Annotated in this window: 11 protein-coding genes and 1 tRNA gene; 8 read left to right on the forward strand and 4 right to left on the reverse strand. The window is 68.9% G+C overall.

Annotated features, from left to right (window positions below; genetic code table 11):
- Positions 1-79 precede the first annotated feature (79 nt).
- The 4 genes from treS to miv_RS22145 all read left to right on the forward strand — a co-directional run bounded on the left by treS (position 80) and on the right by miv_RS22145 (position 8282).
- Positions 80-3331 carry a maltose alpha-D-glucosyltransferase gene (gene treS / locus miv_RS22130; RefSeq protein ID WP_207178903.1) on the forward strand — a complete coding sequence of 1084 codons (3252 nt, stop codon included), beginning with the start codon at positions 80-82 and terminating at the stop codon, positions 3329-3331.
- A gap of 454 nt (positions 3332-3785) precedes the next feature.
- Positions 3786-5942: a 1,4-alpha-glucan branching protein GlgB gene (glgB, locus tag miv_RS22135; RefSeq protein ID WP_244749074.1), complete on the forward strand. Its 2157-nt coding sequence runs from the start codon at positions 3786-3788 to the stop codon at positions 5940-5942.
- 282 nt (positions 5943-6224) lie between these two features.
- Positions 6225-6995: an FkbM family methyltransferase gene (locus miv_RS22140; protein WP_207178905.1), complete on the forward strand. Its 771-nt coding sequence runs from the start codon at positions 6225-6227 to the stop codon at positions 6993-6995.
- A 78-nt stretch (positions 6996-7073) separates the two neighbouring features.
- Complete coding sequence (locus miv_RS22145; protein WP_207178907.1) at positions 7074-8282, forward strand: pyridoxal phosphate-dependent aminotransferase; 1209 nt, start codon at positions 7074-7076, stop codon at positions 8280-8282.
- Positions 8283-9300: 1018 nt separating this feature from the next.
- On the opposite strand, the gene miv_RS22150 is transcribed toward miv_RS22145, so the two are convergent.
- The 3 genes from miv_RS22150 to miv_RS22160 all read right to left on the reverse strand — a co-directional run bounded on the left by miv_RS22150 (position 9301) and on the right by miv_RS22160 (position 10922).
- Positions 9301-9597, reverse strand: a complete 297-nt coding sequence (locus tag miv_RS22150; protein ID WP_048426731.1) for an alkylphosphonate utilization protein — start codon at positions 9595-9597, stop codon at positions 9301-9303.
- Between the two features lie 67 nt (positions 9598-9664).
- Positions 9665-10552, reverse strand: a complete 888-nt coding sequence (locus miv_RS22155) for a cation diffusion facilitator family transporter (RefSeq protein ID WP_048426730.1) — start codon at positions 10550-10552, stop codon at positions 9665-9667.
- 163 nt (positions 10553-10715) lie between these two features.
- Positions 10716-10922: a hypothetical protein gene (locus miv_RS22160; protein WP_048426729.1), complete on the reverse strand. Its 207-nt coding sequence runs from the start codon at positions 10920-10922 to the stop codon at positions 10716-10718.
- A gap of 129 nt (positions 10923-11051) precedes the next feature.
- On the opposite strand from miv_RS22160, the gene queA reads away from it, so the two are divergent.
- Positions 11052-12137 carry a tRNA preQ1(34) S-adenosylmethionine ribosyltransferase-isomerase QueA gene (gene queA, locus miv_RS22165; RefSeq protein ID WP_207178909.1) on the forward strand — a complete coding sequence of 362 codons (1086 nt, stop codon included), beginning with the start codon at positions 11052-11054 and terminating at the stop codon, positions 12135-12137.
- On the forward strand, positions 12134-13267 hold the full coding sequence (gene tgt / locus miv_RS22170) for a tRNA guanosine(34) transglycosylase Tgt (RefSeq protein ID WP_048426727.1): 1134 nt from the start codon (positions 12134-12136) through the stop codon (positions 13265-13267). The genes queA and tgt overlap by 4 nt, the downstream gene beginning before the upstream one ends.
- Here tgt and miv_RS22175 read toward each other — a convergent pair whose 3' ends face one another.
- Positions 13268-14344: a hypothetical protein gene (locus miv_RS22175; protein ID WP_207178911.1), complete on the reverse strand. Its 1077-nt coding sequence runs from the start codon at positions 14342-14344 to the stop codon at positions 13268-13270.
- A gap of 129 nt (positions 14345-14473) precedes the next feature.
- On the opposite strand from miv_RS22175, the gene miv_RS22180 reads away from it, so the two are divergent.
- Both miv_RS22180 and miv_RS22185 read left to right on the forward strand, forming a co-directional pair.
- Positions 14474-14549: transfer RNA gene (locus miv_RS22180), tRNA-Lys, on the forward strand.
- 265 nt (positions 14550-14814) lie between these two features.
- Positions 14815-15396 (forward strand): hypothetical protein, encoded by a 582-nt coding sequence (locus tag miv_RS22185; protein ID WP_425312935.1) that lies wholly within the window; start codon positions 14815-14817, stop codon positions 15394-15396.
- Positions 15397-15503 lie beyond the last annotated feature (107 nt).

The following is a 15503-nucleotide window of genomic DNA, read 5'->3' on the forward strand; positions in this document are numbered from 1 at the left end:
GCGTTGAGCCCGAGCATGGCGACAGCCGCAAAGGCCTTCAGCCCGGCGCCACGACCCGATCGAATGAGGCTCTGACGCGATGATCGATCGTACCGATCCGCAATGGTACCGTGACGCCATCATCTACCAGGTGCACGTCAAGTCCTTCTTCGACGCGAACAACGACGGCATCGGCGACTTCGACGGCCTGACCGCGAAGCTCGACTACATCCGCGACCTCGGCGTGACCGCGATCTGGGTGATGCCCTTCTACCCCTCGCCCTTGCGCGACGACGGCTACGACATCGCGGATTACCGCGACATCAACCAGTCCTACGGGACGATGGACCAGTTCCGCACCTTCGTGGACGAGGCCCATGCCCGGGGCCTCAGGGTCATCACCGAGCTCGTCATCAACCACACCTCGGACCAGCATCCCTGGTTCCAGCAGGCCCGCAACGCCCCTAAAGGTTCGGAGTGGCGCGACTTCTACGTCTGGTCGGACACCGACGAGAAGTACACCGACACCCGCATCATCTTCCTCGATACCGAGGCCTCGAACTGGACCTGGGATCCGGTCGCCAAGGCGTATTACTGGCACCGCTTCTACTCGCACCAGCCCGACCTGAACTTCGACAACCCGAAGGTTCTGGAGGCCGTGATCGAGGTGATGCGCTACTGGCTCGACATGGGGGTGGACGGGTTGCGCCTCGACGCGATCCCCTATCTGATCGAGCGCGACGGCACCAATTGCGAGAACCTCCCCGAGACCCACACGGTCATCAAGAAGATCCGCGCCGCGCTGGACGAATCCTATCCCGACCGGATGCTGCTGGCGGAAGCCAACCAGTGGCCGGAGGAGACCGCGCAGTATTTCGGCGACGGTGACGAATGCCACATGGCGTTCCACTTCCCGCTGATGCCGCGGATGTACATGGCGATCGCGCAGGAGGACCGGCACCCGATCACCGACATCATGCGGCAGACGCCGGAGATCCCCGACGGCTGCCAATGGGCGATCTTCCTGCGCAACCACGACGAGCTGACGCTCGAGATGGTGACCGACAAGGAGCGCGACTACCTCTGGAGCTTCTACGCCGCCGACCGGCGCGCCCGCATCAATCTCGGCATCCGCCGCCGCCTCGCGCCGCTGCTCGAGAACGACCGGCGCAAGATCGAGCTGATGAAGTTCCTGGTCCTCTCGATGCCCGGCACGCCCGTGCTGTACTATGGCGACGAGATCGGCATGGGCGACAACATCTATCTCGGCGACCGCGACGGCGTGCGCACGCCGATGCAATGGTCGCCGGACCGCAACGGCGGTTTCTCGCGCTCCGACCCGGCCCGACTCTTTCTCCCGACGATCCAGGACCCGATCTACGGCTTCGACGCGGTCAACGTCGAGGCGCAGGCCCGCGCCCAGACCAGCCTGCTCAACTGGACGAGGCGGATGATCGCGATCCGCAACAACCACGTCTCGCTCGGGCGCGGCGCCTTGCGCTTCCTCTATCCGGACAACCGCAAGGTGCTGGCCTGGATTCGCGAGCACGACAACGAGCGGGTGCTCTGCGTCGCCAACCTGTCGCGGGCGCCGCAGGCGGTGCAGCTCGACCTGTCGGATCTCCGCACCGCCGTGCCGGTGGAGCTGACCGGCGGCACCTCGTTCCCGCCGATCGGCGACCTGCCGTACCTGCTCACCATGCCGGCCTACGGCTTCTACTGGTTCTCGCTCTCGACGGCGAATGCCGGCACGATGGGCCCGAGCCCCGAGGCGCCGGAACTGTTCACCCTGGTGCTCACCGGCGGCGTCGAGACCCTGATGCGGGGCCGCGAACGCCAGGCCTTCGAGCGCACGGTCGCGCCGCGCTTCATCGGCTCGCGGCGCTGGTTCGGCGCCAAGGGCTCGCGCATCCGCTCGGTCGAGGTCACCGACAGCGCGATCCTGCCCTCCGCGAGCGGCACCGGCGGCTTCCTGCTGCCGCGCATCGCCGTCTCGCTCGGCAACGGCGACACGCAGGACTACTTCGTGCCGCTCGCGGTCGACGAGAACCGCGAGGACGAGTCGCTGATGGACCACGCGGTCGCCCGGGTGCGCCGCGGCCCGCGGATGGGCCTCCTCTACGGCGCCGCCTCCTCGACCGACTTCGCCCTCGCAATGGTCGACGCGATCCGTAACAACCGCGACATCGCCTCGGAGAAGGGCAGCCTGCGCTTCCGGGCGACCTCGGCCTTCGACCCCGAGATGGAGCTCGACCCGGCCGACATCCGCCGCCTGTCGGCGGAGCAGAGCAACACCTCGATCGCGTTCGGCTCGCGGCTGATGCTGAAGCTCCTGCGCCGGCTCCAGCCCGGCGACCACCCGGAGGTCGAGGTCGGCCGCTTCCTCACCGAGGAGGCGGGCTTCAAGAACACCCCGGCGCTCCTCGGCGTGGTCGAGCATGTCGGGCCCGACGGCACCGCCACGGCGCTCGGCCTGCTCCAGGCCTTCGTGCGCAACCAGGGCGACGCCTGGACCCTGATGCTCGAATACCTCCGGCGCGACCTCGACACGTTCGTGCTGGTGCCCGAGAGCGAGGCGCCAGCCCCCGAGGACGCCTTCGCCACGCATCTGCGCTGGGCTGCGCTTCTGGGCCAGCGCACCGCCGAGATGCACCGGGCGCTCGCCACCGAGACCGACGACCCGGCCTTTGCCGCCGAGCCGTTCACCGGCGACGATCTCGCGGCGCTCGCCGCCGACACGCGCCGCCAGGCCGAGAAGGCCCTGCGCGCCTGCAACGCGCTGGGCGCTGCGGCCTCGGAGGGCGCCCGCGAGGCGGCCGCCGCGGTGCTCGACGCCAAGACGAGGATCGAGGCGCTGATCGAGACCCTGAGCCGCGAGGCGCCGGCCGGCGCCCACCGGACCCGCATCCACGGCGACTACCATCTCGGCCAGGTTCTGGCCTCGCAGGACGACCTCATCATCGTCGACTTCGAGGGCGAGCCGTCGCGGCCGGTGGACGAGCGCCGGGCGAAGTCGACGCCGTTGCGCGACGTTGCCGGCATCCTGCGCTCGCTCGCCTATGGCGGCGAGACCGTGAGCCGCGAGGTCGCCTCCCGCTTCGCGGAGGCCGGCGACCGGGCCAAGACCGCCGTGTCCGCCTGGCGCGGGATGGTGAGCGGCGCGTTCCTGGAGGCCTATGCGGCCACCGTGCAGGGCAGCCGTGCCGCCGTCACCGATGCGGCGACGCAGGAGCGCCTGCTGCGCCTCTGCCTGCTGCAGAAGGCGCTCTACGAGATCGACTACGAGGCCAACAACCGTCCGGACTGGATCGAGATTCCGGCCCGCGGCGTCCTGGCCATCCTGGCCGACTGACACCCCACGGGCGGCGGCGCATCGCGGCGTCGCCCGTATCGATTTCAGGGGTCGCGGGTTGGTGCGAGACCCGCGACCACATCGACGAAAACCCGCTTGGAGAGGTGCGAGACCCATGGACGACGAGACCAGCGCCCGGAAGCCGGCCGCTCGCCGGCGCCCGACCGCCCGCCCGCCTGAGCCGCGCGTGACCGAGACCGTGACGACCACCGCGGCACCGACGGATGCCGCCGCGAAGGCTCCCCCGACCGACAAGGCCTCCCCGACCGGCAAGGCCTCCCCGATCGGCAAGACGACGAGCCGCGGCCCCACCTCCGGCCAGCCGGTGTCGCTGCGCGTCGCCGCCATGCAGGCGGCGTCCTCGCCCCGCGTCTCGGGCCCGGCGCCGACCCGGCCCGTCCGTCCCCCGGTGGCGGGCCGCGCCTACGCGGTCCACCCGGACGCCGTCGAGGCGATGATGCGGGCCGAGCACGGCGATCCCTTCTCGGTATTGGGCCCCCACGAGACGGCCGAGGGCCAGTGGGAGATCCGCGCGGTGCTGCCGGAGGCCCGCGCCGCCACGGTCGTCGTCGGCGATACCCGCGTGCCGATGGAGCGGCGCCACCCGGCCGGCTTCTTCATCGCCAGCCTCCCGCACCCGCAGCGGCCCGATTACCGCATCGCGGTCGAGGGCTGGGACAACACCGAGCGCCTGCGGCGCGACCCCTACGAGTACGGCGCCACCCTCGACCAGGGGGAGATCGGCCTCCTGCGCGACGTCGGCAACGACGCGGTGCACCGGGTGCTGGGCGCGCAGGAGGTCGAGATCGGCGGCACGCCGGGCTTCCGCTTCGCGGTCTGGGCCCCGAATGCCCGGCGCGTCTCGGTCGTCGGCGACTTCAACGACTGGGACGGCCGGCGCCACCCGATGCGGCTGTGGCAGGATGGCGGCGTCTGGGAGCTGTTCATTCCCGAATTGAAGCGGGGCGGGCACTACAAGTTCGAGATGCGCGGCCCCGACGGCGCGCTCCTGCCGCTCAAGGCCGACCCGGTCGCCTTCGCGGCCCAGCAGCCGCCCGAGACCGCGTCCCGGCTCGAAGGCCTGCCGAAGCTCGCCTGGCGCGACGGCGCCTGGATGGAGAGCCGCAACGCGATCGACCACCGCCACAGCCCGATCTCGATCTACGAGGTCCATCTCGGCTCGTGGGCGCGGGTGCCGGAGGAGGGCAACCGCTACCTCACCTATCGCGAGCTCGCCGCGCGCCTGATCCCCTACGCCAAGGAGATGGGCTTCACCCATATCGAGCTCCTGCCGATCACCGAGCACCCGTTCGACGGGTCCTGGGGCTACCAGCCGGTCTCGCTCTACGCGCCGACCAGCCGCTTCGGCTCGCCCGACGACTTTTCCGAGTTCGTCAACGCGGCGCACGAGGCCGGCATCGGCATCCTGCTCGACTGGGTGCCGGGCCACTTCCCCCTCGACGCCCACGGCCTCGGCCAGTTCGACGGCACCCACCTCTACGAGCACGCCGACCCGCGCCAGGGCTTCCACCAGGACTGGGGCACCTACATCTACAATTTCGGGCGCACCGAGGTCTCGGCGTTCCTGGCCTGCAACGCCCGGTTCTGGCTCGAGCACTACCACCTCGACGGCCTGCGGGTCGATGCGGTGGCCTCGATGCTCTATCTCGACTACTCGCGCCGGGCCGGGGAGTGGATCCCGAACCAGTACGGCGGCAACGAGAACCTGGAAGCGATCGACTTCCTGCGCAAGACCAACGAGGCGACCTACAGCCACGCGCCGGGCACGATGACGGTGGCGGAGGAATCGACCTCCTGGCCCGGCGTCTCGCACCCGACCTATACCGGCGGCCTCGGCTTCGGCTTCAAGTGGAACATGGGGTGGATGCACGACACCCTGCGGTTCATATCAAAAGAGCCGGTGCATCGCCGCTACCACCACCACGACCTGACCTTCGGGCTGCTCTACGCCTTCTCGGAGAACTTCATCCTGCCCCTGTCCCACGACGAGGTGGTGCACGGGAAGGGCTCGCTGCTCGGCAAGATGCCGGGCGACCGCTGGCAGCAATTCGCGAATTTGCGCGCCTATTTCGGCTTCATGTGGGGGCATCCCGGCAAGAAGCTCCTGTTCATGGGCGGCGAGTTCGGCCAGGAGCGGGAGTGGAACCACAACCAGAGCCTCGACTGGCACCTCTTGGAAGACCCCTTCCATGCCGGCCTGAAGGATCTGGTGCGCGACCTCAACCATCTCTACGCCGCGACCCCGGCGCTCTACGAGCGCGACACGGAGGCCGCCGGCTTCCAGTGGCTGGTCTCGGACGATGCCGAGAACAACGTCATCGCCTGGGCCCGCAAGGGCCGCGCGCCCGGCGAGATCGCGATCGTGGTGTCGAACTTCACCCCCGTCGTACGCCACGGCTACCGCATCGGCGTGCCGATGGCCGGCCATTACCGCGAGGCGTTCAACTCGGATGCCGAAGGGTATGGCGGCAGCAATGTCGGCAATTACGGTGGAGTCGACGCCGTGGCGGAGGCCTCGCACGGCCAGGACCACTCGCTGACCCTGTCCCTGCCGCCGCTCGGGACGATCATCCTGGTGCGCAAGGGATGAAGAGGTAAAAGGCCTGTCTGAGCCATCGCGCGGGACCTCTCTCCCGAGGGGTCCCGCGCATGGGCACGACCCGTCCGGAATACCGCGATCCCTCACCCGACTCTTGACGAGCGGTCGTGGGATCTCGGCATTTCACCACCGGGACGCTTAACCGAGAAACCGGAAGCCGCTTCGGACCCCCGCCCCCGACCTGCTATGAACGACGCAGCAATCGGGATGAGGGATACTCCTTCCATGTTGACGGCGTTGTCCAAGCAGTTGATGCCGCCATGGATGCAGTCCATGGCGCGGCGGGCCAAGCTGGAGCGCTCGCTGAAGACCTTCGAGCGACGCGTCGTGACGCACCGCTTCGGCGGGATCGACCTCACCGTCAGCCTGTGCGACCCGGTCGGCGCCGAATGGTACGACCATGATTCCGGGATGCTCGCCGAGATCGCGTTCTTCAAGGAAAGCGGTGCGCTGAAGGACGGCGCGACGGTCTTCGACCTCGGCGCCCATCAGGCCGTGGTGGCGCTGCAGCTCGCCCATCATGTCGGCCCCACCGGCCGCGTGGTGGCCCTGGAGGCCAACCCGCACAACGCCCGGGTCGCCAACGAGAACGTCGCCCAGAACGGCGCCCGCAACCTCACCATCCTGCACGCCGCCGCGGCGAGCGAGGACGGGGTGCTGGAGTTCAACGAGAGCCTGAACGGCCAGGTCGACGGCGGCGCCGGCACCCACGGCAAGGTCCAGGTGAAGAGCCGGTCGATCGACAGCCTCGCGGCCGAGTTCGGCACCCCCGACATCGTCTACGTCGATGTCGAGGGCTTCGAATGCGCGGTGCTGGACGGCGCAGGCGCCTCCCTCGACCGGATCCCGAACTGGTTCATCGAGGTCCATGGCGGCGCGGGCCTCGAAAAGTTCGGCGGCTCGGTCGACCGGCTGCTCGGCTATTTCCCCGCCGACCGGTTCAAGCGTCACTTCTGCCGCTCGGACGAGGGGCCGTTCGTTCCCTTGAGCGAGACCGGCTCCCTCGAAGGCACCCGCTGGTTCTTCATCGCCACGCGGATCTGACCCCCACACGCCCCGGCTTGCGCCGGAGCGTACCGCTTGCGATGCCTGGGTCTCCCCGTTCCATCGGTGAGTCCCAGCATGACCGTCACGCCCCTGCCCGACACGATGCCGCCGGTGAGCCGCGAGGCCGCCGGGGTGTGGCCGAGCGGCATCGGCGAGCTCGTGGCCTACGGCGTCGAGCGACCGGGCCTGATCCCGCTCTGGGTCGGGGAGGGCGACCGGCCGACCCCGGCCTTCATCGCCGAGGCGGCCCAGCGGGCGCTGCGCGACGGCGCCACCTTCTACACCCGCATGCTCGGCATCCCGCCGCTCCGCGAGGCCCTGGCCGAGTACGTCTCGCGGCTCTACGGCGATCCGGTCGGCCCGGAGCGGTTCTTCGTGACGGTCGGCGGCATGCACGCCTTCCACACCGCGATCCGCATTGCCGCCGAGCCCGGCGACGAGGTGGTGCTGCCGACGCCGACCTGGTCGAACTTCTTCGGTGCCGTCGCGATGCAGGGGGCCAAGCCCGTCCCGGTGCCGATGCAGTTCGACGCGGGCAACGGCTGGAGCCTCGACATCGCCCGGATCGCCGCCGCGATCACGCCCCGCACCCGCGCCATCGTGCTCAACACCCCGGCGAACCCGACCGGCTGGGTCGCGACCCGGGCCGATCTGGAGGCGGTGCTGGCGATCGCCCGCCGCCACGACCTCTGGATCGTCGCCGACGAGATCTACGGCCGCTTCTGCTTCGACCCGGCCCACGAAACCCTCGGCCGGGCGCCCTCGATCCGCGACGTCTGGCAGCCGGAGGACCGCGACCGGGTGCTGTTCGTCCAGACGTTTTCCAAGAACTGGGCGATGACCGGCTGGCGCGTCGGCTGGCTCGAGGGACCGGCCTCGATCGGCCGGATCGTCGACGGGCTCGTCCTCTACGGCACGTCCGGCGTCGCCACCTTCCTGCAGCACGCCGCGATCACGGCGATCCGCGAGGGCGAGGCACTGGTGGCCGAGCAGATCGCCCAGGCCCGCGCCGGGCGCGCCATCGTCTCCGAAGCCTTGAGCGCCGTGCCCGGCGTCGAGCTGCCGGCGCCGCCGGGCGCCTTCTACGCCTTTCCGCGGGTGCCGGCCGAGCCGGACGACGTCCGCCTGGCCAAGCGCATCGTCGATCAGGCGAATGTCGGGCTCGCTCCGGGCTCGGCTTTCGGGCCCGGCGGAGAAGGGTTTTTGCGGCTGTGCTTCGCCCGCTCGGCGGCGGACCTCACCGAGGCGATGCGCCGGATGGTGCCGGTTTTTCAAAAATTCTGATAGTCAACTGCCTAATCGGAGTTTTAGGCCCAACAATCTAAAACTCCGATATTTTATCCTAGAAATATGTGGCATCCGAAGATCGTCTTATGATTTTTTATTTGCCTTTCGATATCGGATGTAAATTTATTGAAATTTGGTATAATCCCCTTTTCTTTATACTCTTTGAGACAATCCGACTCGTGATTATTCTTGATGCATTGATAGACCTGACTCAATTCACCGAGATCCTGCTTTTCAAATCTCTTGATAAATTCTGAATGATGATACTTCGGGTTTGATCTGCTGATATATATAGAATACGCGTCTCTCGAGCCTAACGAATATAAATAAAATAGAAAAGCGTCTTTCTTATAATTTGAATTTACTGTGATTTCCATCCCCTCCAGCAGCATCTCGGACAGAAGATAGATAGCATTTCGGTCACCCCGCTTAGCGAGCGGCCAGAGGCTTTTCCAAGATTCGCGGCAGTCGCCCTTGTTGGCTGCTGTGATGGCCTCCAGATACTGTTCGGGCCAATTATCTGTGATTGTCTCTTTGGTGATATTTGCAAGGCTGGTCCATCTATCACATCCGGCAGCAAGCAGGCACGACATGCTCAATACAAAAAATACACTACAAGAACTGACGAGTCGCATGATTGCCATTCACCCCCGAGCGCAATGATCAGATTTCCAATCCTTCATGTATTATCTACCAGCGCGAGCGAAACCGCAATATGGATTATTCATTTAACAAAAATCATTGCACTATTTTTGCGAACTGCGCATTTTGCGAATAGCCCGCACGATGGGTCTTGCCTTTATGGCATGAAATCATTGTGGAAAGCGGCAAAAATTTTTATGGCTCGCCATACTACGAGCGCGCTTCAGAACATAGTCCGAATATAAAATTATAACTCTTGATCTACGACCATTCGAAAAGCGAGGTGGATTGCGTCTCGATCCACCTCGGACTGGATGCGGGTAAGGATCCCAGGTTCTGCTTTCGCCGCTCTGGGGTGACCATGAGGGCGGCCTCACCGCTTGCGCACGAACTCCGTGCGCAGCACCAGGCCCTTGATGGTGTCGTGCCGGCAATCGATCTCGTCGGGATCGTCGGTCAGCCGGATCGAGCGGATCACCGTGCCCTGCTTGAGGGTCTGGTTGGCGCCCTTGACCTTCAGGTCCTTGATCAGGGTGACCGAATCGCCGTTGGTGAGCACGTTGCCGGCGGCGTCGCGCACCTCGCGGGTCGGAGCGGCCTGCATCTCGCTCGCCGGGCGCCACTCGCCCGTCGCCTCGTCGTACACGTAGTCGTCGTCCGCACCCGTCACGCTCGTCGGTCCTCCGTTGCGGGGGCGTTGTCGCCGGTGGGGTCGGCCCCCCGCAAGGGGCCGGTCCTCAGATAACCGGTAGGCCGCGCTGCTTGGCTTCCTCGCCGGGCTCGACATGGATCGTCACCACGGCGCCCTCGACCGCGCCCTCGATCGCGGCTTCGAGCCGGTCGCAGATGGCGTGCGATTCCGCCACCGTCATCTCGCCCGGCACCACGAGGTGGAAATCGATGAAGGTGACCTGGCCGGCATGGCGGGTGCGCACGTCGTGCGCCTCCAGCGCGCCCTCGCCGTGCTCCGAGATCAGCCGGCGGATCTGCGTCACCATCTCGGCGGGGGCGGCCTGGTCCATCAGGCCGCTCACCGAATCCCGCACCATGGCGCCGCCCGACCACAGGATGTTGAGCGCCACCACGACCGCGATGACCGGATCGAGGATCGCCCAGCCGGTCGCGGTGGCGAGCCCGAGGCCGATCAGCACGCCGCCGGAGGTGAACACGTCGGCCAGCACGTGCTTGCCGTCCGCCACCAGGGCGGGCGAGCGCCAGGCGCGGCCGCGCCGCACCAGCATCACGCCCCAGACGAGGTTGATCGCGGTGGCCACCCCGTTCACCGCGACGCCGATCAGCGGCGCGTCGAGGGTCTTGGGCGCCTGCAGCGCGTCGTAGGCGTCGCGCAGGATGACGATCGCCGCGACGATGATCAGCGCGCCCTCGATCACCGCCGAGAAGTACTCGGCCTTGTGGTGGCCGTAGGGGTGGTTCTGGTCGGCGGGCTGGGCGGCGACGCGCAGGGCCACGAAGGCCGTCATCGCCGCGACCACGTTGATGATGCTCTCCAGCGCGTCCGAGTAGAGCGCGAGGCTCCCGGTGATCCACCAGGCGAAGAACTTGAGGCCGAGCACCAGGAGGCCGACCCCGGCGCTGGCGAGGGCGGCGGCTTGCGCACGTTCCATGACGATGTTCCGAGACACGAGGGCGTGGCCGCGGCGCGGAGGGCGCCGCCGCGGCGCGGCGCCGCTCCCATACGGCGCCGCCTCCCGGAAGGCCACGGCACAGGTCTTAGCCCCGGCTAAAACCTCGGACGTCGGCTATTCCTCTGGGTCAGGTCCGGACCGGTCAGCCGATGGCGGGGCGGGCCGACGGCTCCCGGGCCTGCTCGCGCAGGCGCGACACCTGGGCCCGCGCCCGGGCGGCGGCGGCCTTGCGGGCGTAGTGCCGGCGCGTGAAGCCGAAGCGGGCGGAGGATGCGAGGCTCTCCAGCCGCTCGGCCTCGCACTCCCACCAGACGACGAGCTCGGCATCGAGGGTCGGATGGCTGGGCATGACGGGACTCCGGGGCGAACTGGGACGACGCGATCTCAGATGGGGCGCGACGGACCAATACGCCATGCTCCCGCCCGCGGGTACGCGAGCCCCATTGATCCGGCGGCGGAATCCTGGCTGAAGGGCGCGATGCGCGTGGACCTGTTCGATTTCGACCTGCCGGAGGACAGCATCGCCCTCCGGCCCGCGGTGCCGCGGGACGGCGCCCGCCTGATGCTGCTGCATCCCGGCAGCCTCCCGGAGGACCGCATCGTGCGCGATCTCCCCGGCCTGCTGCGGCCCGGCGACGTGCTGGTCTTCAACGACACCCGGGTGATCCCGGCCCGCCTGCGCGGCCTGCGCCACCGGGACGGCACCACGGTGCGGCTCGAGGCGATGCTCCATCTGCGGGAGGCCCCGGATCGCTGGCGCGCCTTCGCCCGGCCGGCCAAGCGCCTGAAGGTCGGCGACCGGGTCAGCTTCGGGGCGGCCGGGGAGGGCGAGGCCTGCGCGCTCACCCGCCTCGACGCCACCATCGTCGAGCGCGGGGAGGGGGGCGAGACCACCTTCGCCTTCGACCTCTCAGGCCCGGCCCTCGACGAGGCGGTGGCGGCGCTCGGCGAATTGCCGCTGCCCCCCTACATCGCCGCCAAGCGCCCGACCGACGCGCAGGACACCGCCGACTACCAGACGGTCTACGCCCGCGAGCCCGGTGCGGTGGCCGCCCCCACCGCCGGCCTGCACTTCACCCCCGACTTGCTGGCGGCCTGCAAGGCCGCCGGCCTGCAGCAGGTGCGGGTGACGCTGCATGTCGGCGCCGGCACCTTCCTGCCGGTCAAGGCCGACGACACCGACGCGCACCGGATGCATGCCGAGATCGGCGAGATCACGCCCGACGCCGCCGAGGCCCTGAACCGGGCGCGGGCAACGGGCGGGCGCATCGTGGCGGTGGGCACCACGGCGCTCCGGCTCCTGGAGAGCGCTGCCGAGTCCGACGGCACGATCCGGCCCTGGACCGGCGCCACCGACATCTTCATCACGCCCGGCTACCGCTTCCGCGCGGTGGACGTGCTGATGACCAACTTCCATCTGCCGCGCTCGACCCTGTTCATGCTCGTCTCGGCCTTTGCCGGGCTCGAGCCGATGCGAGCGGCCTATGCGGCCGCGATCGAACGCGGCTACCGCTTCTATTCCTACGGCGATAGCAGCCTGCTCTTCCGGGCGGAGACGCGATGACCGACCACTTCACCTTCACCGTCGCGGCGACCGACGGCCCGGCCCGCACCGGCGAGATCCGCATGCCGCGGGGCGTCATCCGCACCCCGGCCTTCATGCCTGTCGGCACCGCCGGCACCGTCAAGGCGATGTATCCCGAGCAGGTGAAGGCGCTCGGCGCCGACGTGGTGCTCGGCAACACCTACCACCTGATGCTGCGCCCGGGCGCCGAGCGGGTGGCGCGTCTCGGCGGCCTGCACGCCATGATGCAGTGGCCCTATCCGATCCTGACCGATTCCGGCGGCTTCCAGGTCATGTCGCTCGCGGGCTTGCGCAAGCTCGACGAGACGGGAGTGCGCTTCCAGTCGCATCTCGACGGCTCGACGCACCTGCTCAGCCCCGAGCGCTCGATCGAGATCCAGGGCCTGCTCGGCTCCGACATCCAGATGCAGCTCGACGAATGCGTGCGCCTGCCCGCGCCCGAATCGGCGATCGAGAGCGCGATGCGGCTGTCCTTACGCTGGGCCGAGCGCTGCCGCATCGCCTTCGGCGACCAGCCCGGCAAGGCGATGTTCGGCATCGTCCAGGGCGGCGACATCCCGGCTTTGCGCGTCGAGAGCGCCAAGGCCCTGGTCGATCTCGACCTCAAGGGCTACGCGGTCGGCGGGCTGGCGGTCGGCGAGCCGCAGGCGACGATGCTCGCCATGATCGAGACCGTCGAGCCTCACCTGCCGACCGCGAAGCCCCGCTACCTGATGGGAGTCGGCACGCCCGACGACATCGTCCAGGCGGTGAGCCGCGGCATCGACATGTTCGATTGCGTGATGCCGACGCGCGCCGGCCGCCACGGCATGGTCTATACCCGCCACGGCCGCCTCAACCTGCGCAACGCGCGGTTTGCCGAGGACAACACCCCCCTCGACCCGGAATCGACCTGCCCGGCGGCCAACCTCTACAGCAAGGCCTACCTGCACCACCTCGTCCGCGCCGGCGAGATCCTGGGGATGATGCTGCTGACCTGGAACAACCTGTCCTACTACCAGGACCTGATGGCCGGCCTGCGCAAGGCCATCGCGGAGGGGAGGCTCCAGGACTTCATCGGCGAGACCCGCGAGGGCTGGCAGAAGGCGGAGCGCGACCGGGCCGCCTGATCACGGCCCCGTCATGCGCGGCGCGGCGAGCACCCGGTAGAACCCGTCCGGATCGTCGGCCTTCGCGTCCACCGCCCGGCGCAGGGCATCGACGATGCGCCCGGCGACCGGCAGACGGTAATGGAGGGCGTCCCAGTACTGGGTGTCGTCCCGCGTCACGGAGGACGGGATGCGGAAATCGACCAGCGTCGCGCCGTGCCGGCGGGCGATCTCCGCCACCCGCGCCTTGCAGACCGCCTCCCGCGCCGCCCCGGCGCTGCCCGGGCGGGGTTGCGCCGCCACGTTGACCGGCATGAAGGCGACGAGCTTGAGGGCATCCGCCGGCACGAGGCCCAGCAGCGCGTCGAGCCAGGGCAGGGCCGGGGTCGCGGGATCGGCCCCGGGCGCGGCGTCGGCCGCGGGCGCGTCGCCGTGGATATGGGCCGCGGCCCGGGCCGCGTCGTACTGGGATTCCGGCGGGGTGAAGACCTCGTAGCCGTCGCCGCGAATGCGCGGCGGCATGCGCCCGAGGCGGTGCAGCAGGGCGCGCCCGGCGATCTCCACGCTCTGCTGGTTCCACTGATGGAAGGGGGCGGTCCAGGCGAGCGGCTCGCGGTAGAGCCAGGGCGGGAAGGCCCGGAAGGTCAGGCGCCTCGCGTCCGCATCCGCCTCGCACCACGGCGCGTCGAGGCCGAACAGCACCGCCTTCGCGTCGGTCCGGGCGAGGAACAGCCGGGCGAGCTGCGTCTGCTCCCAGGGCGTCGCGGCATTCATCGCGAGGTTGGCGAAGTGCCCGCCGAAGGCCCGGTCGAGAGCGTGCGGGTCGAGGAGCCGCGCCGTCGAGGTGCCGAACACCGCCGCGTCGTAAGCGCCGCCCCGCACCACCTGCGGGTACATGAAGCGCTGGTTGAGATCCATGATCGGCCCCGGCGCCCGCCCGGGCGCGGCGCGCAGTCCATAGGGATCGAGGAGCGTCACGACGCCGAGCACGAGGAGCCCCATCGCGCCCGCGGCCCCGACGAGGAGGCCGGCGAAACGTCGCCAGGCCGCGGCGGGTGCGGTCGCGGAATCGGCGGGCGGGGCGGGGGCAGGGACCATCGCGGCGGGGCTTCTGTGGGCGACCGTGGTCTCCCGGTTGACCCGGCCGCGTCAACCCCCTATGTCCGCCCATGCTCCGAACAGGACCAGGGCCGGCCCACCAGCGCCGCGTCGTCATCCCGGGAGCACGGGCGCGTAGCTCAGCTGGTAGAGCAACGGACTTTTAATCTGTAGGTCCTGGGTTCGAGTCCCAGCGCGCTCACCATCTTTTCTCGACTATCCAGCGAGTCCATATCGTTCACCCAGCAATGCCGTTGAACGGCGGTCGGGCACGGCTTCGATTGTCGGGTGTCGCGAATCTCGGCAGTCTTGGCTCCGGATCGACCTGATGGCGGACGCCGTTGCGGGGGCCGTCTCGTGTCGGGACATGGGGACATCTCGCGGAGACGTTTCGCCGGACGTCCGCATCGTCGTTGACGGTCCACACCGCCTCGGGCAAGGAGCCGGTGCCCAGTTTCACCGGAGGGGCAATGTCGGAGAATGATGCGCTCATGAAGGCCTTGGCTGATGTGAGCGAACGGCGTGCGGCGCTCGAGGCCGAGTACGAGCGGATCGGGGCGGAACTCGCCAAGCTCCGGCTCGCCGAGAACGCGCTCAGGGCGATCGTCGAGGATACGCCGATCGAGGATCTCGGCCTCGCGCGGCCGGCGGCCGGCCCGGCGGGCGGGTTCGCGGTCGGCAGTGCCGGCGGCGGGGGCGCCGAGGCGCGCGCCGGCGGGCGGCGCGGCCCCCGGGGACCGCGGGCGAACTCGACCAAGGGGCGGCTGAAGGCGCTGATCGACGGGGCCGGGCCGCAGGGCCTGTCGCAGCCGCAGATCCTGCGCGCGCTGCCCGACGCCGCACCGGCGACCATCAACGCCTATCTCAGCGGCATGGTCGGCGCTGGCGAGGCGCTGCTCGTCGGCAACTTCTACACCAAGCCGCGCACCCGCGACGACGAGGTCCAGGTTCAGGACGAGTCCGCGCACGACGACGGCCCGGAGGACGACGACCTCTATGACGGCGAGGTCGAGGACGATGCGGCGGAGGACGCGCCGCCCCGCGACCGGTAGACCCGTAAACACGCGACGTCGCCCGTTCGCCGGGCGACGGCGCCCGACGCGCATCCGGGCAACAAGCGCGGCTTTTCGACCCGCAGAGGCCTCGGGCATGTCGGGTT

The organism is Methylobacterium indicum (genome assembly GCF_017347565.1).
In the GTDB taxonomy this organism is placed as follows: domain Bacteria; phylum Pseudomonadota; class Alphaproteobacteria; order Rhizobiales; family Beijerinckiaceae; genus Methylobacterium; species Methylobacterium indicum.